This window comes from Legionella lytica (genome assembly GCF_044626755.1).
GTDB classification, from domain to species: domain Bacteria; phylum Pseudomonadota; class Gammaproteobacteria; order Legionellales; family Legionellaceae; genus Legionella; species Legionella lytica_A.
The window spans coordinates 37669-57996 of record NZ_JBGORX010000012.1 but is presented as its reverse complement, the minus strand read 5'-3'; the positions used below and the strand labels follow the sequence as shown (position 1 = coordinate 57996).

The following is a 20328-nucleotide window of genomic DNA, read 5'->3' as shown; positions in this document are numbered from 1 at the left end:
CTACCATTTATCAAAATTACCGTGAAACATAATTTCAATCTTAGATATCTCTTTTTGAAGAGATAACATTGCTTTTTTAAATAGATCGACTTGATCATTACTAATGGAGTTATTATTTTCTAAGACTTTATTAACAAAATTAGATGCTGATTTTGATATGCTTTTAATAACTACGAAGGAATTCGTAACGTCATGAATTATCTTATTTTTTTCTTCTAAATTCATAGCGGTTTCCTCTTTAAAAGGGTGGCGACTTCCCAACAATAGACTTTAACCAAGGTATATTTTCAAACCGCTTCGGAGAATGTCCTGTAGCTAGATGAATTTCCGTAAAACCAAGATCAAAAAGCTTTTTAGCTTCAACTTCACCTTTGATATTGTTATCAAGATCTGAGTCGATATAAATTATTGTATCATTTGTATAATCATTAATTACAGTCATGAATTCATCAATAGAAGAATATAACGCGATTTGTGTACCCGCATCACTTGCTGCAAAAGCCCAAGTGGTTCGCATCATTTCATCATCATCAATAAAAACAAAGGGAGCATTACTTAAAATCTGGTGGCAGAGGTTAATCTTAATAAAAGGAACATATGGTTTTGGGATGATTTGAACATCAAGTTTTTTGCATCGATTGCGTACAGTCAAGTCTTCAAAACAACTGGTTACTAGAAAGGCTTTGGTTTTTAATTCAAGATCAGCAATAAGGTCCAATCCGCTTTTATTATCTGCAAGTAACTCATAGTCAATTAGATATATATCAGGTTTTAATTCTTCTATTTTTTTTAATGTCAAATCAGATGCATTATAGAAGTGTACTATCCTAAAGTCAGAAAAACCTATGAATTTTTCATTCCATGCCTCATGGATTGATGGATCATCATCCAATACAATAATTACCGATTGATTTTTAATAAATAATGCTTCACAGAACCAATCTGGGGGATTAGCGCGAGGTAAAAAAATTGTAACCTTTGTACCTATGCCAACTTCTGAATGAAGTTCTATTTTTCCATTAAGCAATCCTATGTATTTTTTAGAATAGGATAAACCAAAACCAGCACCATTTTTTTTATTAAAGCTAAATCCTTGCTCAGTTACTTGGGGTAGAATTTCAGAAGGAATCCCACACCCGTTGTCTTCAATAGTAATTTCAACCTGGTCATTATCACATCGGAGGGAAATAATCACGAACCCACTACAATCAATAGCTTCAATGCTGTTATTTATAAGATTTGATAATACTCGTTTAAAAGAAACTAGATTAATATTAGAAAAACAACTGTGGCAACATGGTGATACTTTTAATTGGATATCAATTTTTGAGTTATGATATTCATACCGTTTTTCAGAAACAATATTGTCTAAAACAACAAATATTAATTCAGGTAATATATTTCCATCTAAATCGTTACTGCCCAACTCGGAAGAATTATGTTTTGACTGTGATAGTATATTATTCGCAATATCATTAATTCTCTTAGCTGCATTTCTAATCATAATACGCTTATTTTCTGAAATTGAAGTCACATCAGATAAAGCTGTATTAATTGCAGCTAATGGTGACCGGATGTCATGAGCAACTTGCTCAGCAATTTTTTTTCTTGCATCATAGTAAGCCTTTTCCTTTTGTAAGCTTAATGTCTGGCTATGTTCCTCAATAAATTTAGTCGCTATTTGTCTATACTCATCAATATCTACTTTCGAGAATTCAGTGGCATTATTATTTTGATGTGAAGAAATAAAATCAAGTAAATATCCTGTGCTATTTGAAATAGTCTTTCTCATAGATAAGAATAAAAATAGAAAATTAAAAAGAAATATTCCAATAACTGTTATTAAAATCAATAAAAGACCATGAGAAGCAGGTATTAAAAAAATCGAGTTATATTGCTTTTTGGATATCACATATCCAAGTATTTGGTCATCTTTTTTAATTGCAGTTATACCGGAAAACTGACCATTATCTGCTTTGCAAATAGTATGGATATTGCCACTAATTGACTGACAAGATCCAAGATTCTCCAATGGTTTTTGATCTGAGACAAACTTTATTGAGTCTAATTTGCGTTCATTTTCTAAGTTGTACAATGCCAAATCTAATGCATGTTTATTATTCAGCAGTTGATATCTTCCGATTTCATCCGTAGTAAATGAGTCATTTATAATTAAATTTTTCGATAATGATCCTATCTGATTATTATCGAAATACTCTTTTGCCAGTAGCAAAATCAATCCAAAAACAAAAAACTGAATAAATGCTGAGTATGCCATTTTTTTTATAAATATAGTTTTTATTGAATGGCTTTTATTTTTCATATTTATATCCATCTTTATTGACAGACAAAATTATATAATTTGTCGAACGATGGAACTTACCATTATTGATATATGCCCCGGTGATCCCGTTATAATTAATCTGAGATATACTATGTGTATCAATGAAACCAACCACCTTAAATGCTTTTAAAATCATTCGCATCGCATCGTATGTATATGCAGCTAATATTGTAGGTTGTTCATGATATTTTTTAGTATAAATACTTTCAAATGCCTGCAAAGCAGGGCTTGGTTTTATGAAATCTAAATTGCGAATAAAATACGATTGGATCAATTTATTATTAAGCCGCATAAAAAAAGTTGGACTTACTGATGACCCAAAGTTCTCTGTCCCGATAAATATTGTATTTTGATTATTCATAGCATCGGCAATCTTTGCTGATGCGATTGCACCCGACAATAGAAAAACATAGTTATATTTCTTTTTCTTTAAAAATGTATGTAACTTATTTAAAATTTCTTTATCATTTTCTAAAAAATCGAATGTGTCATATTTAATATATTCTTTATTTAAGACATAAGAATATACCTCTTTATATTTTAACATTTCATCACGATTAATCTCTGTAACTAATAATACGTCATCTATTTTATTAAATCGGCTCCGTAAATAATTTAACATTTCTTTGGCTTGGGAATCATAGCTTGGCATAAATATAAATACATTATTAGGCAGTTTATCTACTTCAGTAGTGCTGGCATACGAGGTAAATATTGGTATATTATTGTTTTTCTGTTCTTTAATTGCCAATAAAAGATCGGAAAGATATTCAAATCCAATGATTGCTGAACAGCCCTCACTTACCATTTTTTTATACGCATGCATTGGCTCTAGAGGCCTATTATTGTAAAAATAATTTTTAATCTCTACTTTACCAAATTTTTCACCTTGGTCTAAAGCAAGATTCGCAGCATTTTCAAATGATTGACCATAGGATTTTAAGTTTTCAACAACTCTCCCTGTTAAGCATATTTTAATTTGATTATTAGCCATGACAGCAGGGCATACTGATAAAAAAAATATTAAGACAATAATTTTAAGAATGTTTGATAAATTCATTTAAAATCTCACTAAAATGATTATTTTCTTCTATGTGTGGATAGTGAGCAGATTTATAGAAAGTTAAAATATTTTTATTTTTTGACAACGCTGCTTCATGTCCGTTCATAACAAAATCATGAAAACCATTTATCCATAATTTAGAGATACCAAGCGTATCAATATCAACTAGAAAATTTAATTCACTTGAATAAAGATCTTTTCTTACACTAATGAACGTTTCTGTATCTGTGGGAAGTCGAATGCGTTTTTGAATTTCCTGAACCATATGAAAACACTCTAAATTTGCCCAGTACAAGTATGGCCTATCTTCGTTTTCTTGAAATAGAGGTGTTAATTGTTCTGATACTTCCCATATTTTATTAAGATCAAGATCATTTATTACATTGAATAATTTATTATATTCAACCAAATTACTCTTTTTTAAATAGGATAGATCAAGCATCAAGTTATTTAGTCGAGGGGTAAGTATAGAATTGGCTGTAGAGACAAAAACACCTGGGATAAATGATGAGAATTTTTTATAGTAATCAAAAAGTAATTTTGCACCATAACTATGTCCAATTAAAGCTTGCGTTTCAATTTCACAAAATTCTGTTATATATAAAATTATTCTTTGTAAATCCTCTATATTATCCTGATGCGAAACGACCATAGATGTTTTCTTAGATTTACCGCAGTTTCGTTGATCATATAATATGATATTATAGTTTAGCGAACTAAATAATTTATTATTATCAATAAGATATTCTAGAGTTCCGCAATTAAACCCAGGACCTCCATGAATAAAAAGAACATAAGGCATACTTGAGTTTTTGGTGAATTTAACTATATAAAAATCTGGATGATTTAAAATGTCTTTATTATATTGTTCCATCAAGAGTCGCTCTCTAAAAAAACTCTACGTATCCAAATGATGGGGGCAGCAATTCTTACAGATATGTTCTTAATTTCTTTTTTTACAAGACTTGGATTTTGATTGAGACAAACTAAATTAAATAAGTTTTGGTCGTTACCTGGCTTCAGAATTCTGATGTATATATCATTGTTATCATCAATAACAATGCATTCTTTTCCTATAGCATTTTCAATTTTATTGTATATTATTCCTGCAACATAATTGCCTGGGTATAAAAGGGGGGTCATTCCATCATCTTTAACAATAGCATTAACAGAATTATGGAGTTCGCTAAATAACAGTAATTCTTTAGCGATATGATTTTCATCGGTCTCTTGTATATCCAAATCTTTTGTTAAATGAATAGCCTCTCGCCCAATGCCATGCATAAGCCATGAGTCTGAGCAATACACATTGAGTTGTTTAGCACGTTTAGCAATTTTTTCAGCCCCCTGCTGAGTTAATCCCCCTCCCCAGCCCAATTCCCATCCTTTGATTGCTGCAGAAGTAATATCGCTATCTTGACAGAATTCATTCCTAGTAAGAGATAAAAGATGGTCACGAACAAATCTTATTCTTTTTCCTCGTGATTCTGCACTAGATGGATTATCGAGTAACGAGTTTTTCATATTATAAAAATAACTAAGTTGGTTGTTTTATAAATACCATAGTATACCAACGGAGTTAAAAAATCATCGTTAAAACTACCTTAAAACAATTATAGATTATATATCTCACAAATTAATGGATAATTTTATCACATCAAAAAAGCCTTCGTGGTTAAATTTTCATTGACTTTTTAACCATTAATAGATAATATTTTATTCTATAGTACGGGGAAAGGGAATTTGATGTGAATTATTTTGAACCATATCAACAAGCACGAATAAATATTGAGAATAGATTTAAAGGGTTATTACACGCGCACACAACTTTAATAAAGTCTCTTATAACGCTAGCAAATCCGCTAACAGGAATAGTTACTGGTATTACTTACCGTGACATTGCCGATTTGTTAACTATCAGCAAAGCTCCTGGAAGAACTGAGTCAGGAACTCCTCAAAAAGAAACAATTCGAAGTTATTTGCGATCCATTGAAAAACAATGTCCCGAAGATTTTAAAGTTATTAGTGAGGGCCAAAAACTACAATTTCAGTTCCCAAAATTACCAGAGATTTATGCCGGTTTTCTTGAAAAATCAGAAGTGTACACAGAGCGCAGGGATGAACAATCCATATCTAAGTCCATTGAAAATCCTAAGAAAAATGATGAATTAAAATCGCTTGAGAACACACAGGAATACACGGAGCTGTACACAGATGACTCCGCAGTAAAGAATAATAATATATTTAATATAACTAACTCAAACAAACAAACTCAAACTGCGGGCAATGATTTTTCTTGCAGCAAAAAACAAATTAGCGACGACTTTTACCCAAAAACAAAAACCATCGAACTGGCTTTGTCCATGGGACTCACCAAGGTGACGGATTTCACGGAAATTCAGGCGTTCATCAAACACAACAAAAAACTAAACACCCAATGGGCTGATTTTAATCCAGTATTCATTACCTGGCTGGAACGAGATGCCCAATACATGCAAAAACAACAACAAAAGGCACAAGGACAATTAAGGAGTAATCACAATGAGCGTGGTACCAATCAAAGCAGTCTTAACCCAACAGCACTTGAACGAGTCAGCCAGCAGCATGGCATTTCAATCGAATCACTCTGGGGCACCTCAGGCAGTGAACTCAACTCCCGTGCATTTATCGAAGGAACACTTGTCCAGCCTATGGATGAAACTGACAGCAATCTACGGACAGCTTTTTATTAGTAAGCATGGGGTTAAGGATACGGGCGTTTGGTTTGCTGCACTTAAAGATTTAACACCTCGTGCATTAGACAGTGGCGTGGAGCGATTAATGACATTGAGTAAAGGCGATAAGTTTTGTGAGTTTCCACCAAATTGCCTGCAATTTCGCGCGTTATGCCTTGGTTTTTATAGTGAGTTGCGTATGCCGAAGCCCTCTGAGGCTCATAGAGAAGTTTTAAATCGTGCCTACACTACCAACCCACAATGGAGTCATATAGTTGTTAAATATACTGCCAAAAAATTGGGTTATAAATTTTTAGAAATAATAAATGAAGGGGAGTCCTTTGCCGTGTTTAAGGAAGCCTATGAGCAAGTTTGCCACTTAGTTCGCCAAGGGCATAGTGTTCCTGAAATTAAAGAAGGGGTAATGCTTCCTAAACCTCAATCAAAAGACGTTGCAACAAAACACTTAAACTTAATGCGCCAACGACTAGGAATTGCATCATGAGACAGATACCAAAATTAAAGCTCTTTTCAAAAGAAGAACTCTATTGCCTTCTAAGCGCCTGCTCTGAATCGTTAACCTTGGCGTATCAAGAAAGTAATGATACTGATTTTTGGCACATTGCAATCCAGGCAAGGCTTGCCTGTGAAGCCTTGGGCTTTGAAATTAATTCACAGAAGAAAACACACCAAATCCATTAAAAAACTTAAGGAAAAACCATGCTCATTTTAACGCGCAGAATAGGTGAAACAGTAGTAGTAGGTGATGACGTATTTATTACGATACTCGGAATTAAAGGCAATCAAATTCGCTTAGGCTTTGATGCCCCTGACCATATTTCAATTCATCGCCAAGAAATCTATCTAAAGGTTCAGGAAGAAAAAACAATGCGCCTTGATTCAGAGGATACTGTAAATGGCAATGGCGTGCCAATAACACCATTAAAACGAACAGAGTCTCATCAATACACTGCTCATTAAGTGATGTAGCTCTAAATGAAGTGCAAATAACCCTTTGCACTAATTAAGCAAAATTAAATCAAAAATCGGATGTTTATCATCTGATGGGAATTTTTTGACTTTAAAAAAGGAATTAGGACATGAATGAAGGAGTTCAAAGATGAACAATGATGAAGAACAGTCAACGGTAAAAACCCGTGCTAAAGAAAAATTGCGCCGTGATTTAGGGTCTGTCATTGAGAACGCTTTAGCCGATCCTAAAACAGTGGAGATCATGCTCAATGCGGATGGGCGTCTTTGGCAGGAACGGCTGGGCGAAAAAATGCAATGCATTGGAACCATGTCAGCAAGTCGTGCTGAATCGGTTATTAAAACCATTGCGGGTTTTCATGGCAAAGAAATTACCCGCTTCAAACCAACCCTAGAAGGGGAGTTGCCACTGGATGGCTCACGCTTTGCAGGCCAGCTTCCTCCTGTTGTTCATGCGCCAACCTTTGCCATTCGTAAAAAAGCTCTATCCATTTTTTCGCTGGATGAATACGTTTTGTCTGGTGTGATGTCAAAAGAGCACTGTGAAGCCATTAAAAAAGCCATTGCAACCCATCGAAACATCCTTGTTATTGGTGGCACAGGCTCCGGTAAAACAACTCTGGTCAACGCCATCATCAATGAAATGGTTTTATTTGACCCAACAGAGCGGGTTTTTATTATAGAAGACACCGGTGAGATTCAGTGTGCAGCAGAAAACTGCGTGCAATACCACACAACCCTTGAAGTCACCATGACCATGCTGCTTAAAACAACCTTAAGAATGCGCCCGGACCGAATTTTAGTAGGAGAAGTTCGAGGCGCTGAAGCCCTGGATTTACTGGATGCCTGGAATACCGGGCATGAAGGAGGGGCGGCCACTCTTCACGCCAATAACCCTGCCGCAGGTTTGACGCGCTTAAAATCACTCATTACGCGTAATCCTTCCGCACCTGCAGACATTGAACCGCTCATAGGCGAGGCAGTTCATTTGGTAGTCCATATCGCCCGAACTCAGGATGGTCGTCGCGTGCAAGAACTCTTAGAAGTCTCAGGCTTTAGCGACGGCCACTACATTACCCGAACTTTATAAGGAGAATTATTTAATGAATAAACACGCTCTGTTTTTAAAACCCCAAGTATTCATTACCTTAGGCTTAATGATGTTGCTCTTACTAGGAACCGAGCCTTCTTTTGCATCAAGCACCAGTGGAGGAGGGTTGCCTTTTGATAGTTGGCTTACAAAAATCAGTAATTCGATCACAGGACCTTTCGCTTTTTCCGTATCGATTATAGGTCTTGTTGCCGCAGGTGCTGCGTTAATTTTTGGTGGCGATATGAATGGCTTCATGCGGTCGTTGATTTTTATCGTGTTGGTCCTTGCTTTCATCATTGCTGCAAAAAACACCCTCTCAGCCATTACAGGAAAAGGGGCGCAAATTGGTTCACATTCGGTTCACAGTCCAAGGGTTGCATCATGAGCCTGCGTTCCATTCCCATTCGACGTGCTGGAAATCGTCACAATCTGTTTATGGGTGGCGACCGAGAACTGGTGATGTTCTCGGGCCTACTGGCCGCAATCCTCGTATTTGCTACCCAAGACTGGATTGCGTTGTTTGTGGGTATTGGGCTGTGGTTTTTATCCCTCTGGATGTTAAGACTTATGGCCAAAGCTGACCCACAACTGCGATTTGTCTATTTACGCCAGCGTCGCTATCAACCTTATTACCCAGCACGTTCCACTCCATTTCGAGTGAATACTGGGTCCCAGGAGAGGCAATATAAATGATTGAATTCATCCTAGTGTTTATTTCGGTATTGAGTATTGCGCTTATTTGGATTTTATTTGCAACTGTGCGCAAATCCTCTACTGAACTTCGTCTTAAAAAACATCAGCAAAAAGAAGCGGGGCTTTCTGATTTACTCAATTACGCAGCCTTAGTTGATGATGGGGTCATTGTCGGAAAAAACGGGGCATTCATGGCCTCTTGGCTCTTCCGTGGTGAGGACAATGCGAGTGCTACCCATCATCAAAGAGAACTGGTTTCTTTTCGCATCAATCAGGCTCTTAGCGCTCTTGGCAGTGGTTGGATGGTTCATGTGGATGCAGTGCGCCGGGCAGCACCTGGCTACAATGAAGGAACCCAATCTCATTTCCCTGATGCACTATCCGCAGCTGTTGATGAAGAGCGACGTCGCCATTTTGAGCGTTTAGGGACGCTTTATGAAGGGTTTTTTATCCTTACCGTGACCTGGTTTCCGCCAAAGCTTGCGCAACGTCAATTTGTGGAGTTGATGTTTGATGACGATGCTGAGAAACCCAACCGCCATGCTCAAACCACCCAACTCATCGAGTCGTTTAAACGAGAGTGCCATAACATAGAATCACGTTTGTTTGGTGCAGTGTCTTTAACCCGATTGGGTAGCGAAAAAGTTCTGAAAGAAGACGGCGGTGAAGTGATGCACGACAATTTCCTGCGTTGGATTCAATTTTGTGTCACAGGCCTTAATCACCCAGTTCTTCTGCCTGGTAACCCAATGTATCTTGATGCGGTGATTGGTGGGCAAGAGCTATGGACCGGTGTCATTCCAAAGATAGGGCGACAATTTATTCAATGCGTTGCCATTGAAGGTTTTCCTTTGGAGTCTCATCCTGGAATTTTAACCACTCTTGCGGAGTTATCGATTGAGTACCGTTGGTCATCACGCTTTATTTTTATGGATAACCATGAAGCCGTTGCACACCTTGAGAAGTATCGAAAGAAATGGATGCAAAAAATACGGGGCTTTTTTGATCAGGTATTTAATACGAATAGGGGGGTCATTGATACAGACGCTATGGACATGGTACAGGATGCTTCAGATGCCATAGCTGAAACCAACAGCGGCATGGTGGCTCAGGGTTATTATACCAGTGTAGTCGTGTTGATGAGTGAGGACAGAGCAAGCCTTGAGCGCGCCGCACGTCACATTGAAAAAGCGATCAACGCATTAGGATTTAGCGCCCGCACTGAAACGATTAATACCATGGATGCCTTCATGGGGACGTTGCCAGGGCATGGCGTTGAAAACGTCCGAAGACCTTTGTTAAATACTATGAATTTGGCTGATTTACTTCCGACCAGTACCATTTGGACCGGTCAAAATGAAGCACCAAGCCCTTTATTTCCTCCAAGCTCACCCGCTCTTATGCATGGAGTAACCAGTGGTAACTCTCCATTTCGCCTCAATTTGCATGTCCGTGATTTGGGTCATTCCATCATGTTTGGACCAACCCGTTCAGGTAAATCAACGCATTTAGGTCTCATTGCTTTGCAATGGCGCCGTTATTTAGGTTCTCGCATCTATGCATTTGATAAGGGAATGTCAATGTTTCCTGCATGCTTGGGTAGCGGCGGAAATCACTACACGATTGCTGCAAAAAATGAGCGCCTGGCTTTTGCACCGTTACAGTTTTTAGAAACTAAAGCAGATAGAGCCTGGGCTATGGAGTGGATTAATACCATTTTGGCATTAAACGGTGTAATGACGACGCATACCCAACGCAATGAAATAGGTTACGCCATCATCAACATGCATCAAAGCCACTCCAAAACCCTATCGGAGTTTTGTCTTACGATTCAAGATGAAATCATTCGAGAAGCTCTAAAGCAATACACCATTGATGGATTAATGGGGCATTTGTTAGATGCGGAAACCGATGGTCTTGGTCTTTCTGATTTTATGACCTTTGAGATTGAGGAGTTGATGAATTTAGGCGAAAAATTTGCGCTTCCTGTATTACTTTATTTGTTTCGTCGTATTGAACAGTCTCTGGATGGTCGTCCGACGCTCATTATTCTTGATGAGGCGTGGCTCATGTTAGCTCACCCGGTATTTCGCAATAAAATCGCCGAATGGCTCGACAGCATGGCCAAGAAAAACTGTTGTGTCCTGATGGCCACCCAACATCTGTCCCATGCGGTCAACTCAGGAATTCTTGAAGTGATTGTGGAATCCACCGCATCCAAAATATTTCTACCTAATCCTAATGCACGTGCTCAAGAATCCGCTGCAACCTATGCCCAGATGGGACTTAACCCAACTCAAATTGACATTATTGCCAGTGCTGTTCCTAAACGAGATTACTACTACGTCAGTGAAAAAGGCCGTCGTTTATACAGTCTGGCGCTTGGACCACTGGCACTTTCTTTTGTTGGGGCCACCGATAAGGAGTCCATAGCCATGATTCAACAATTAGAAAAAACACACAAGGCCAATTGGGTGCATGAATGGCTACGCACCAAAGGATTGGCTCTTAACGATTATGGGGTGACTGCATGAATATGCTCAAAAAAATAAGCTTTAATGGATTCAACAAACAGTCTAAAAACTTAATGCAATCGAATGATAATCCCTACTTAAATGCTAGGCGAACCTGGAATGGGCATGTAGCAGGAGTGATGTCTGCCCTTCAAGTATGGCAGGTGGTAGGCATTACTTCACTCATGATTAGCCTTGCATCCGTGGGTGGCATGATTTACATCGGCAACCAATCAAAATTCATTCCTTTAGTGTTTCAACAAGATTCTTCGGGCAATACCGTTTCAATCACCCGTGCTGACCGTATACCTGATGCAAAAACCGATGATTACCGCACCACCGTAGCTCAGTTTATTGAACACATTCGCCTGGTCACTGCAGATGCGGATTTACAACGAAAAGCGGTGTTGCAAACGTATGCTTTTTTAAATGCACAAGACCCGGCAACGTTAAAAGCCAATGAATACTTAAACGCCAACAAAGAGGTGAATCCTTTTAATCGTGCAGCCAATGAAACCGTCAGTATTGAGATCCGCTCTGTATTACAGCAATCAAAAGAATCATGGCAGGTCGATTGGTTAGAAACAGTAAGAAGTCGTGATGGCTCACAAAAGACAAAACCTACTTTAATGCGGGCAATCGTCTCTATTTATCAAAACGAACCCACCAGCCAAACCACGGACATTGAGGCGCTGCGTAACCCGCATTTTCTCTATATTCGTGATTTTAACTGGTCTAAACAAATTTAACTTAAGGTGATCTCATGAAGAAACAACTGCTTTTTGCATTAATGTGTGTCCCTGTTGTGGCACTTGCTGGCGCTTCCGAGGATATAGCCGATCGCTATTTTTCTAAAAAAGTGGTTCAGCTCACCCCACAGGAACAATCAGCCCTTTCCATTGGTAAAAAATGGCAAACTGGAATGGCGACTAGCAAACCAGTTACGGCTCGAGATGGGTCCATTGCTTTTGTTTATGGCTCAGGCCAGACCCAAATCTTATGTGCCGTACTGCAAGTCTGTGACGTAGCTCTACAGCCTGGTGAGCAAGTGAATAACCTCAATGTGGGCGATCCACGCTTTCTTGTGGAGCCTGCAATCACCGGAATTGGTCCTGCCCAACGATTGCATTTGCTGATTAAAGCGCTTGATGTGGGTCTTGATACGTCTTTAGTAGTCACCACCGACAGAAGAACCTATCACTTACGTCTTCGCTCTTCTCGCAAACAATTTATGCCTTATGTGTCCTTTATTTACCCGGAAGATGCCCAAGCCAAATGGGATGCCATTCGGGTGAAAGAAACCATTGAGCGTCATAACAACACCATACCCCTTACCGGGGAATACTTAGGCAATCTGAATTTTAACTATTGCATCACAGGTAACACCCGCTGGAAACCCACTCGGGTATTTAATGATGGGGTTAAAACCATCATTGAAATGCCTCAAGCGATGCAACAAACGCAAGCACCTACCTTGCTGGTTTTGCGCCATGGGGGATTATTTAAAAAAGCTGAAACGGTGATGGTTAATTATCGGGTACAAAACAATCGGTTTATTGTAGACACCGTTTTTGATAAAGCCATTTTGATTGCCGGTGTTGGCCGAAACCAAGAAAAAATCACCATCACCAGGAGAAAATAATGAGACTCAAACTACCCTTTATCCTGCTGCTTACTTTTAATCTTTTAGGATGTGCCACAGTCCAACAAGGGAGCTTTACTACAACTCCAGTGACCCTAAATAAAGCAATAACCAAAGATTGCATCAATCGTTTGCTTGCTCTTTATCCTCCGGCCCGAACCCGGTTTCAGTTCAAACAGTCCGTTAAAGACTCTTTTGGTGTGTCGCTCATTGAAGGCTTACGACAAAAAGGCTACAGCATCAATGAATCATCAAGTCATGGAGCAAGCTCTCAAGGATCACAAAATGTGGCTTTGTACTACGTAGTCGATGAGCCCATCAAAGGAACCTTATATCGAGTCACCCTCATAGTGGGGCAACAGTCTCTTAGCCGCGCTTATAAAATTAAAAACGGCACATTGACCCCTTTAGGGTTTTGGGTTCGAAAGGAGTAAACACCATGAAAAAAAATGATGATCTGATGTTACCTAATGCATCCCCTGGAACTTTAAACCAAAACGGGGTACGTCGAGTCAATAATCTTCCTCTAATCCTTGTTATCGCAGCTTTTGCGCTGTTTGTACTCATCATTGCCTTCGTCGCCATGAAGCGCGCCAATCAACAACACCCAACAAAGCAAGATCCCATTCCTGTAGAGCGCCATATGGATTCTTCATTAATGGCAGCTGAGATTGTAGCAGGGCGTGAAGGAGGCATTATTATGCCCGCCAAACCGATTGAGAAGGTGAATACCAGCCTGGCACTGCCTGTGGCCTTAGTCGATAATCCAGATAACCCACCCGTTATCCGTAATAAACCTCCTATTTTACGTCCAAAAACGATACGTTCTGGTGAGCTGACCTCACCCGATCTCGATCGCATCAAGATGGCAAAGATGGAACAATTTGAGGATGCGGTAAAAGCAAAAATGAGCATCCCACTTCCCGATCAACTGAGCACTGCATCAACGTTCAAAACGCAACATGCAGGGGATGATGCCCAGTCAAAACTGGCAGCCCTTAAACGTCAAATGGAACTTCTTAATTCAGGAGATCCTACTGCTTCATATCAAGCACGATTACAGCAAATACGCGCTGCTATGGGAGGCCATGAGGGGGATGCGGGGATGCATCTGATTCAAAACCCATCGCAAAATTCAGGCGATCTTTCCGACCGATGGGAGCTTCACTCTACAGTGGAGGCACCGAGTACACCTTTTGTTTTGAGAGCAGGAGCTGTGATTCCCGGAATAATGATTAGTGGTGTCAAACCTGATTTACCGGGGCAAATCATTGGTCAAGTCTCCCAAAATGTCTATGACACTGCCACTGGTAAATACTTATTGTTCCCGCAAGGAACACGCCTCATAGGGATGTATTCAAATGAAGTGTCCTATGGACAGAGCTCAGTGTTGATTGCCTGGCAGCGCCTGGTTTTCCCTGACGGAAAGGCATTAGATATAGGTTCCATGCCGGGTGGCGATAGTGCAGGTTATGCAGGATTTCATGACCAGGTAAATAACCATTACGTGCGTTTGTTTGGCTCGGCTTTACTCATGTCAGGTGTTGTTGCTGGCATCACCTACAGCCAAAACCCAACACAGACGGGGGCCTTTGGCCAACCCGCTCAACCCACTGCAGGCTCTGTGATGAGTGCCGCATTAGGCCAGGAATTAGGGCAGGTTACATCCCAAATGATCGCGAAAAACTTAAATATAGCGCCAAGCCTCACCATTCGTCCAGGCTATGAATTTAATGTCATCGTGGTCAAAGACATGACCTTCACCAAACCTTATCAATCATTTGATTATTAGCATTAAGGAGATAGCACCATGTTGATTCAAAAAATACTCTCTTTAACGGTTAGGACATCAGTTACCGCGATCATCTTGGTTCAAGCGGTCTATGCGAATTTACCAGTCATTGATTTTACTAATTTACTTGAAAGCGTGACTCAGACATCACAACAACTTCAACAATATAAAACGCAATTAAGCCAATATGAAAACATGTTAGAAAATACTAAAAATCTGGATAAATTCACCTGGGATGAAGCCACCAACACCATGGATAACCTAGTCAACTCCATAGATACGCTGAACTATTACAAACAGCAAGCAGGCGGCATGAATGAATATTTATCCCGATACCAGGACGAGAACCATTACCGAAACATGCCTTGTTTTAATGGAGGACAATGCAGTGAAGCAGAGCTTAATGCGTTACTGCAACAAGAAGCAAATGCCTCAGAAGCTCAAAAACGAGCCAATGACGCCATGTTACGGGGCTTAGAACTTCAAGAAGTAGCCATGAAATCTGATGCACGTCAATTGACTCGTTTACAAGAACAAGCACAAGGTGCCCCAGGGCAAATGGCAGCCCTTCAAGCGGCAAACCAATTGGCGAGCGCTGAAACCAACCAACTACTGCAAATTCGAGGCTTAATGGTGGCAGAGCAAAATGCCCAAGCAACACGCCTTGCGGCCATCGCAGATAAAGAAGCGATACAGGCTGCAGGAGATGAGCGCTTCCGCCAAGGGAGTTTTAAAAAAAGTTCAGGAAAAACCTGGTAATTCACTGACATTCAAAAGGAGCACAAACATGAATCAATCACACTTAATGGCGTTGTTACTGGTAGGACTACTCACAGGCTGCGACCAACCACCAAAACCTGCAACCGAACTAACGTGCAAGGACTCTCCAACAGGGCGTTCTAAAGCCGAGCAAACCCTAATAGCAGATGCGTGTTTTCGCCAGGGGAGTTTTAAAAAAAATTCTGGGATGGAGTGGTAAGAACATGAAGAAATTTTTTGCCTCAAGTGTATTCATCTGTTTTTTGACGCTGATGTGTCACTCAGCACATGCAGGAGCATCAGGAATAAACAATGCCGATCTCCTAGACAGCATTCTTGTACGTTTTGCAAATACTGCATCAGGGTGGGGAAAGCGACTGGTTGAATTGGGCACCTGGTTATTTTGGGGATTAACCTTAATCAGTATGGTATGGACTTACGGGTTAATGGCTTTAAAAAAAGCGGATATTGGCGAATTTCTTGCTGAAACCGTACGCTTTTTTGCAACCACGGGTTTTTTCTTGTGGATTCTAAGAAATGGTCCTGCGATTGCAACGGCCATTATGGATTCGTGTCGAATGATGGCATCACAAGCCTCTGGACTTAATAAAGTGGTCTCCCCTTCAGGAATTATTGACATAGGTTTTGATATTGCATCCAAGGTAGTTGATAAATCATCCATTTGGTCTCCCGCCACATCCACTGTGGGCTTATTAATTGCCACCGTGATTCTTATCGTGCTGGCCTTAGTCAGTATCAATTTATTAATCATCCTGATTACCGGATGGATTCTGGCCTATGGTGGGGTGTTTTTATTAGGTTTTGGTGGTGGTCGTTGGACTCAGGACATTGCGATTAGTTATTACAAGATGGTTTTAGGCGTAGGTGTAGAGATGTTTGCCATGGTTCTTTTAGTCGGAATTGGCAAGTCCTTTATCGATCAATATTACGCCGCCATGGGTAATGACATGGCCTTTAAAGAACTGCTGGTGATGTTAGTCGTGGCCATCATTCTCTTACTTCTTATGGATAAAATCCCGTCTAAATTAGGCGCCATTGTAAGCGGTGGAGGAGGCGGTAGCGGCGGTATGGGTGGGTTTGGGCTTGGGGCGGCCCTTGGTGCTGCTGGTATGGCCGGAGCTATGGCGTCCGGTGCCGCAGCTTCGGCAATGGGTGCGGCTACAAGCGCTGCAGGCGGCGGGTCTGCCTTAAAAGCAGCGTTTCAAGCCGCACAAAGCGCTATGGCAGACAGTTCATCAGGTGGCGGCTCATCAAATCAATCCGGTGGAAGCCTTGCAAGTGCTATGGGAGGTGCCAGTCGAATGGCGGCACAAATGGGATCTCAATTAGCCATGGGGGCAGCTCAAACTGTCAAAGATAAATTCGACTCCATGAAAGATGCAGCCCAGGCACGCATTTCTGAAACCTTTGGTGGCCAGGTCGCACAATCCATTAATAACATGAGCGATAGCGGTTCAGGTGGAGAGCACAACACCCAAACTCCGCAGTCAGCAAGTAATGACAGCGCTCCTGATTTTAGTGGCGACAGTCTAGGTGCAGGTAACGTGGTGAGCATAGCCAGTCAGAATGAAGAAGTAGCTCATTTTGTCAATCAATCTCCACGTATTGATGCGGGGGATGAATGATAGCGATTGATTTACCTCCACAGATTGAAGAGCGCGTGGTGTGCTCCATTATGGCTGCCGTGAAATATGAAGTGCCTGCGAACATCGTTCTGGCTGTTGCTGAAAAAGAAGGGGGAACGCCGAAACAGTGGGTTAAAAACAGCAATGGGACCTTTGATGTCGGCTCCATGCAATTTAATACCACCTACCTTAAAGATTTAAAAAAGTACGGCATTACCGCGGACGACGTAGCACAACCAGGCTGTTATTCCTTTGATTTAGCCGCTTGGCGCTTGCGTGGGCATTTGCGTCATGACTCTCAAGACTTATGGACCCGGGCTGCCAACTATCATTCCAGAACCCCTAAATACAACCAGATTTATAGGGAAGATTTAATTAAAAAAGCAGCCAAATGGGGGCAATGGTTAGAGGTGCGTTTTCCAACCTATGGCGTGACCCAACCGGGTAGTGCACCACTACGAGCCATTCATACCAGCATAGCGGTACCGCAACCGCTGAATAAACCAACTAAAAGTGAGACGGTTTACGTCAATCGTAACGCACTAAAGGCATTAGATGCCTTTTATACATCAAACCCGATGCGAGGTTTTTCATGAGACAACACAGCCAGTATAAAAGTGGTCCAGAAGGTAGGAATCACCAAGCACGACACAGCAAATCAATACCCTTATTAGCAATAGCCTCCCTTGCGGCTGGCCTTCAAGCTGCCACTCAATACCTTGCTTATCTTTTTGATTATCATGACGCTTTAGGTGCTTCATGGAACCATGTCTATCTACCCTGGTCAATTGTTACCTGGTGGCAACAAGGATATGTACTTTATCCCCAGCAGTTTACCACCGCAGGAAGTCTGGGTGCCATGCTCACAGCGGTTGGCTTAATAGGGTGTGCCATGTTGAAGCGGGTGGCGCAAAACTCATCAACAACCAATGCACATTTGCATGGCTCCGCCCGGTGGGCCAATCGAAAAGACATTATTGAATCAGGTCTTTTAGGTACCGAGGAAGGGGTTTATGTAGGAGCCTGGGAAGATAAAAACGGCCAGCTCCACTATTTACGCCATAATGGACCTGAGCACATTTTGACTTATGCCCCGACTCGCTCAGGAAAAGGACTGGGGTTAGTTTTGCCTACTTTACTGTCCTGGCCTCACAGCGCACTCATTACCGATTTAAAAGGGGAGCTTTGGGCGATGACCGCAGGATGGCGAAAAAATCACGCGAATAATAAAGTCATTCGCTTTGAGCCAGCTTCTTTAAAGGGTTCTGCCCGCTGGAATCCTCTGGATGAAATTCGAATTGGGACAGAATATGAAGTGGGTGATGTCCAAAATTTAGCAACGTTGATTGTTGATCCTGATGGCAAAGGCCTTGAGTCTCATTGGCAAAAAACCTCTCAAGCCTTATTAGTTGGTCTCATTCTTCATGCCTTATACAAACTAAAAAATGAGGCAATTCCTGCACATTTCCCAAACATCGACCGCATGTTGGCGGATACCCATCTCAGCGTTTCAGATTTATTGAAAGAAATGACGCAATATCCCCATCAAAATAACGTCACTCACCCCGTCATTCATGCAGCCGCTAGAGACATGATTGACCGGCCAGAAGAAGAAGCCGGCTCAGTATTATCCACCTTAAAATCCTATCTGTCGCTTTATCGCGATCCGGTTGTTGCACGAAATGTTAGCGCATCTGATTTTAGCATCAAAGACTTAATGAACCATGACCAACCTGTAAGCCTTTATATTGTCACCCAACCAAACGATAAGGCACGTTTGCAGCCGCTAGTTCGCGTACTCATCAATATGAGCGTACGTTTACTGGCAGATAAAATGGAGTTTGAGCGCTTCCTTCCTGAAACCTCATTCTGGCAACGATTTTTAGTGCGCTGTACTCTGCGTCCTGAACCATCACACACGGTGCGTACCAAAAAAACCTACAAACACCGACTCTTAGGCATGATTGATGAATTTCCAAGCCTTGGAAAACTCGATATTCTGCAAGAGTCTCTTGCCTTTGTTGCAGGCTACGGCATTAAATTTTATCTGATTTGCCAGGACATTAATCAACTCAAAAGCCGTGAGAGGGGTTATGGTCCTGATGAAACCATTACCTCTAACTGCCACATTCAAAATGCATTTCCTCCTAACCGCCTTGAAACTGCAGAGCATCTATCAAAACTCACGGGACTTACAACCGTGATTAAAGAGCAAATCACCACCAGCGGCCGACGTGCGGGACTTATGTTAAGTCAAGTATCACGCACTATTGCCGAAGTACAACGTCCATTATTAACTGCCGATGAATGTTTACGCCTTCCTGGACCTAAAAAAAATTCAATGGGTCTGATTGAGCAGGCGGGGGACATGGTAGTTTATATGGCCGGATTTCCTATGATTTATGGTAAGCAGCCTTTGTACTTTAAAGATCCTGTTTTTACTGCTCGCGCAGCCCTTGCCCCTCCCGCAATAAGCGATACCTTGCGTCAGAGTCTTAGTACAAATGAGGAAATTCATTTATGAAACGACTGGCAAAAAAAGCAAGCATGATGGTGGCCATCGCAAGCTTAAGCTTCATTTTTTTAACTGGACTTCTCACTATCAGTGGCGCTCGGTTTAATACCTCCAGAAGTATTCCACTAGGCCTTTATTGGATAACCAAACACCCCATTCAAAAAGGAGAGTACGTTCTATTTTGTCCACCACAAAAAAGCATCTTCCAAAAAGCATTAAAACGGGGATATATCCATTCTGGTTTTTGTTCTGGTGGCTTTGGTTACATGATGAAACGTGTTCTAGCTTCGCACAATGATGTCGTATCCATCAATCCATGGGGTGTCTGGGTAAACAATCGGTTCGTAGAACATAGTGTTCCGTATCCAACAGATGAGCAGGGGCGGCCATTGCCTGAACTGACTTATCAACAATACCCATTAAAGAACTCTGAATTACTGCTGATGACCGACCAAAACGATCTGTCCTTTGATGCGCGGTATTTTGGCCTCATAAAGCGTTCTCAGGTTAAGGCGGTGATTTCGCCCATCCTCACTTGGGGATCTACTTCTTAAAAAGGAACAA

At 41.0% G+C, this 20328-nt stretch carries 23 protein-coding genes; 18 read left to right on the top strand and 5 right to left on the bottom strand.

Features of this window, described 5'->3' with window-relative positions:
- From ACD661_RS16110 to ACD661_RS16090, 5 genes are read right to left on the bottom strand one after another with little or no spacing between them, the layout of a single operon-like run.
- Window positions 1-225, bottom strand: a complete 225-nt coding sequence (locus tag ACD661_RS16110; protein ID WP_400188874.1) for a hypothetical protein — start codon at window positions 223-225, stop codon at window positions 1-3.
- Window positions 226-238: 13 nt separating this feature from the next.
- Window positions 239-2323, bottom strand: coding sequence for an ATP-binding response regulator (locus ACD661_RS16105; RefSeq protein WP_400188873.1), 2085 nt, complete (start codon window positions 2321-2323; stop codon window positions 239-241).
- On the bottom strand, window positions 2313-3404 hold the full coding sequence (locus tag ACD661_RS16100; RefSeq protein ID WP_400188872.1) for a type 1 periplasmic-binding domain-containing protein: 1092 nt from the start codon (window positions 3402-3404) through the stop codon (window positions 2313-2315). The genes ACD661_RS16105 and ACD661_RS16100 overlap by 11 nt, the downstream gene beginning before the upstream one ends.
- Window positions 3382-4281, bottom strand: coding sequence for an alpha/beta fold hydrolase (locus tag ACD661_RS16095; protein WP_400188871.1), 900 nt, complete (start codon window positions 4279-4281; stop codon window positions 3382-3384). The genes ACD661_RS16100 and ACD661_RS16095 overlap by 23 nt, the downstream gene beginning before the upstream one ends.
- Window positions 4281-4931, bottom strand: coding sequence for a hypothetical protein (locus tag ACD661_RS16090; RefSeq protein ID WP_058475051.1), 651 nt, complete (start codon window positions 4929-4931; stop codon window positions 4281-4283). Before ACD661_RS16090 ends, ACD661_RS16095 begins: the two co-directional genes overlap by 1 nt.
- Before the next feature lie 224 nt (window positions 4932-5155).
- Here ACD661_RS16090 and ACD661_RS16085 point away from each other — a divergent pair, with 224 nt between their 5' ends.
- The 18 genes from ACD661_RS16085 (at window position 5156) to traF (ending at window position 20318) form a co-directional block, all read left to right on the top strand.
- On the top strand, window positions 5156-6139 hold the full coding sequence (locus ACD661_RS16085) for a Vir protein (protein ID WP_400188870.1): 984 nt from the start codon (window positions 5156-5158) through the stop codon (window positions 6137-6139).
- The gene (locus ACD661_RS16080) at window positions 6102-6626 is read left to right on the top strand and encodes a hypothetical protein (RefSeq protein WP_182352916.1); all 525 of its coding nucleotides are present in this window, start codon (window positions 6102-6104) and stop codon (window positions 6624-6626) included. Before ACD661_RS16085 ends, ACD661_RS16080 begins: the two co-directional genes overlap by 38 nt.
- A complete protein-coding gene (locus ACD661_RS16075; protein WP_058475054.1) occupies window positions 6623-6823 on the top strand; it encodes a hypothetical protein in 201 nt (66 codons plus the stop codon). Before ACD661_RS16080 ends, ACD661_RS16075 begins: the two co-directional genes overlap by 4 nt.
- An 18-nt stretch (window positions 6824-6841) precedes the next feature.
- Window positions 6842-7102 (top strand): carbon storage regulator CsrA, encoded by a 261-nt coding sequence (gene csrA / locus ACD661_RS16070; RefSeq protein ID WP_298621929.1) that lies wholly within the window; start codon window positions 6842-6844, stop codon window positions 7100-7102.
- 139 nt (window positions 7103-7241) lie between these two features.
- Window positions 7242-8201, top strand: a complete 960-nt coding sequence (gene trbB / locus ACD661_RS16065) for a P-type conjugative transfer ATPase TrbB (RefSeq protein WP_400188869.1) — start codon at window positions 7242-7244, stop codon at window positions 8199-8201.
- Window positions 8202-8214: 13 nt separating this feature from the next.
- The gene (locus ACD661_RS16060; protein WP_400188868.1) at window positions 8215-8589 is read left to right on the top strand and encodes a TrbC/VirB2 family protein; all 375 of its coding nucleotides are present in this window, start codon (window positions 8215-8217) and stop codon (window positions 8587-8589) included.
- The gene (locus tag ACD661_RS16055; protein ID WP_058475058.1) at window positions 8586-8897 is read left to right on the top strand and encodes a conjugal transfer protein TrbD; all 312 of its coding nucleotides are present in this window, start codon (window positions 8586-8588) and stop codon (window positions 8895-8897) included. Before ACD661_RS16060 ends, ACD661_RS16055 begins: the two co-directional genes overlap by 4 nt.
- Window positions 8894-11431 (top strand): VirB4 family type IV secretion/conjugal transfer ATPase, encoded by a 2538-nt coding sequence (locus ACD661_RS16050; RefSeq protein WP_400188867.1) that lies wholly within the window; start codon window positions 8894-8896, stop codon window positions 11429-11431. Before ACD661_RS16055 ends, ACD661_RS16050 begins: the two co-directional genes overlap by 4 nt.
- On the top strand, window positions 11428-12159 hold the full coding sequence (locus ACD661_RS16045) for a VirB8/TrbF family protein (RefSeq protein ID WP_083501358.1): 732 nt from the start codon (window positions 11428-11430) through the stop codon (window positions 12157-12159). Before ACD661_RS16050 ends, ACD661_RS16045 begins: the two co-directional genes overlap by 4 nt.
- 14 nt (window positions 12160-12173) lie before the next feature.
- Window positions 12174-13052, top strand: a complete 879-nt coding sequence (gene trbG / locus ACD661_RS16040) for a P-type conjugative transfer protein TrbG (RefSeq protein ID WP_058475060.1) — start codon at window positions 12174-12176, stop codon at window positions 13050-13052.
- Window positions 13052-13486 carry a hypothetical protein gene (locus ACD661_RS16035; RefSeq protein ID WP_400188866.1) on the top strand — a complete coding sequence of 145 codons (435 nt, stop codon included), beginning with the start codon at window positions 13052-13054 and terminating at the stop codon, window positions 13484-13486. The genes trbG and ACD661_RS16035 overlap by 1 nt, the downstream gene beginning before the upstream one ends.
- Window positions 13487-13491: 5 nt before the next feature.
- Window positions 13492-14844, top strand: coding sequence for a TrbI/VirB10 family protein (locus tag ACD661_RS16030; RefSeq protein ID WP_400188865.1), 1353 nt, complete (start codon window positions 13492-13494; stop codon window positions 14842-14844).
- Between the two features lie 18 nt (window positions 14845-14862).
- Window positions 14863-15603, top strand: coding sequence for a P-type conjugative transfer protein TrbJ (gene trbJ, locus ACD661_RS16025; RefSeq protein WP_400188864.1), 741 nt, complete (start codon window positions 14863-14865; stop codon window positions 15601-15603).
- Window positions 15604-15631: 28 nt separating this feature from the next.
- Window positions 15632-15823 (top strand): entry exclusion lipoprotein TrbK, encoded by a 192-nt coding sequence (gene trbK / locus ACD661_RS16020; protein ID WP_120047486.1) that lies wholly within the window; start codon window positions 15632-15634, stop codon window positions 15821-15823.
- Between the two features lie 4 nt (window positions 15824-15827).
- The gene (gene trbL / locus ACD661_RS16015) at window positions 15828-17249 is read left to right on the top strand and encodes a P-type conjugative transfer protein TrbL (protein WP_400188863.1); all 1422 of its coding nucleotides are present in this window, start codon (window positions 15828-15830) and stop codon (window positions 17247-17249) included.
- A complete protein-coding gene (locus tag ACD661_RS16010) occupies window positions 17246-17845 on the top strand; it encodes a transglycosylase SLT domain-containing protein (RefSeq protein ID WP_058475065.1) in 600 nt (199 codons plus the stop codon). The genes trbL and ACD661_RS16010 overlap by 4 nt, the downstream gene beginning before the upstream one ends.
- Window positions 17842-19773 carry a type IV secretory system conjugative DNA transfer family protein gene (locus ACD661_RS16005; RefSeq protein WP_400188862.1) on the top strand — a complete coding sequence of 644 codons (1932 nt, stop codon included), beginning with the start codon at window positions 17842-17844 and terminating at the stop codon, window positions 19771-19773. Before ACD661_RS16010 ends, ACD661_RS16005 begins: the two co-directional genes overlap by 4 nt.
- Complete coding sequence (traF, locus tag ACD661_RS16000) at window positions 19770-20318, top strand: conjugative transfer signal peptidase TraF (RefSeq protein WP_400188861.1); 549 nt, start codon at window positions 19770-19772, stop codon at window positions 20316-20318. The genes ACD661_RS16005 and traF overlap by 4 nt, the downstream gene beginning before the upstream one ends.
- Window positions 20319-20328 lie beyond the last annotated feature (10 nt).

What these genes read in the sequence shown, in the direction of transcription:
- ACD661_RS16005 (WP_400188862.1), top strand. Translation starts at nt 17,842, where the DNA reads ATGAGACAACACAGCCAGTATAAAAGTGGTCCAGAAGGTAGGAATCAC.
- traF (WP_400188861.1), top strand. Translation starts at nt 19,770, where the DNA reads ATGAAACGACTGGCAAAAAAAGCAAGCATGATGGTGGCCATCGCAAGC.
- ACD661_RS16050 (WP_400188867.1), top strand. Translation starts at nt 8,894, where the DNA reads ATGATTGAATTCATCCTAGTGTTTATTTCGGTATTGAGTATTGCGCTT.
- ACD661_RS16055 (WP_058475058.1), top strand. Translation starts at nt 8,586, where the DNA reads ATGAGCCTGCGTTCCATTCCCATTCGACGTGCTGGAAATCGTCACAAT.
- trbK (WP_120047486.1), top strand. Translation starts at nt 15,632, where the DNA reads ATGAATCAATCACACTTAATGGCGTTGTTACTGGTAGGACTACTCACA.
- ACD661_RS16010 (WP_058475065.1), top strand. Translation starts at nt 17,246, where the DNA reads ATGATAGCGATTGATTTACCTCCACAGATTGAAGAGCGCGTGGTGTGC.
- trbG (WP_058475060.1), top strand. Translation starts at nt 12,174, where the DNA reads ATGAAGAAACAACTGCTTTTTGCATTAATGTGTGTCCCTGTTGTGGCA.
- ACD661_RS16035 (WP_400188866.1), top strand. Translation starts at nt 13,052, where the DNA reads ATGAGACTCAAACTACCCTTTATCCTGCTGCTTACTTTTAATCTTTTA.
- ACD661_RS16075 (WP_058475054.1), top strand. Translation starts at nt 6,623, where the DNA reads ATGAGACAGATACCAAAATTAAAGCTCTTTTCAAAAGAAGAACTCTAT.
- ACD661_RS16105 (WP_400188873.1), bottom strand. Translation starts at nt 2,323, where the DNA reads ATGAAAAATAAAAGCCATTCAATAAAAACTATATTTATAAAAAAAATG.
- csrA (WP_298621929.1), top strand. Translation starts at nt 6,842, where the DNA reads ATGCTCATTTTAACGCGCAGAATAGGTGAAACAGTAGTAGTAGGTGAT.
- trbL (WP_400188863.1), top strand. Translation starts at nt 15,828, where the DNA reads ATGAAGAAATTTTTTGCCTCAAGTGTATTCATCTGTTTTTTGACGCTG.
- ACD661_RS16060 (WP_400188868.1), top strand. Translation starts at nt 8,215, where the DNA reads ATGAATAAACACGCTCTGTTTTTAAAACCCCAAGTATTCATTACCTTA.
- ACD661_RS16095 (WP_400188871.1), bottom strand. Translation starts at nt 4,281, where the DNA reads ATGGAACAATATAATAAAGACATTTTAAATCATCCAGATTTTTATATA.
- ACD661_RS16090 (WP_058475051.1), bottom strand. Translation starts at nt 4,931, where the DNA reads ATGAAAAACTCGTTACTCGATAATCCATCTAGTGCAGAATCACGAGGA.
- ACD661_RS16045 (WP_083501358.1), top strand. Translation starts at nt 11,428, where the DNA reads ATGAATATGCTCAAAAAAATAAGCTTTAATGGATTCAACAAACAGTCT.
- trbJ (WP_400188864.1), top strand. Translation starts at nt 14,863, where the DNA reads ATGTTGATTCAAAAAATACTCTCTTTAACGGTTAGGACATCAGTTACC.
- ACD661_RS16030 (WP_400188865.1), top strand. Translation starts at nt 13,492, where the DNA reads ATGAAAAAAAATGATGATCTGATGTTACCTAATGCATCCCCTGGAACT.
- ACD661_RS16080 (WP_182352916.1), top strand. Translation starts at nt 6,102, where the DNA reads ATGAAACTGACAGCAATCTACGGACAGCTTTTTATTAGTAAGCATGGG.
- ACD661_RS16100 (WP_400188872.1), bottom strand. Translation starts at nt 3,404, where the DNA reads ATGAATTTATCAAACATTCTTAAAATTATTGTCTTAATATTTTTTTTA.
- trbB (WP_400188869.1), top strand. Translation starts at nt 7,242, where the DNA reads ATGAACAATGATGAAGAACAGTCAACGGTAAAAACCCGTGCTAAAGAA.
- ACD661_RS16110 (WP_400188874.1), bottom strand. Translation starts at nt 225, where the DNA reads ATGAATTTAGAAGAAAAAAATAAGATAATTCATGACGTTACGAATTCC.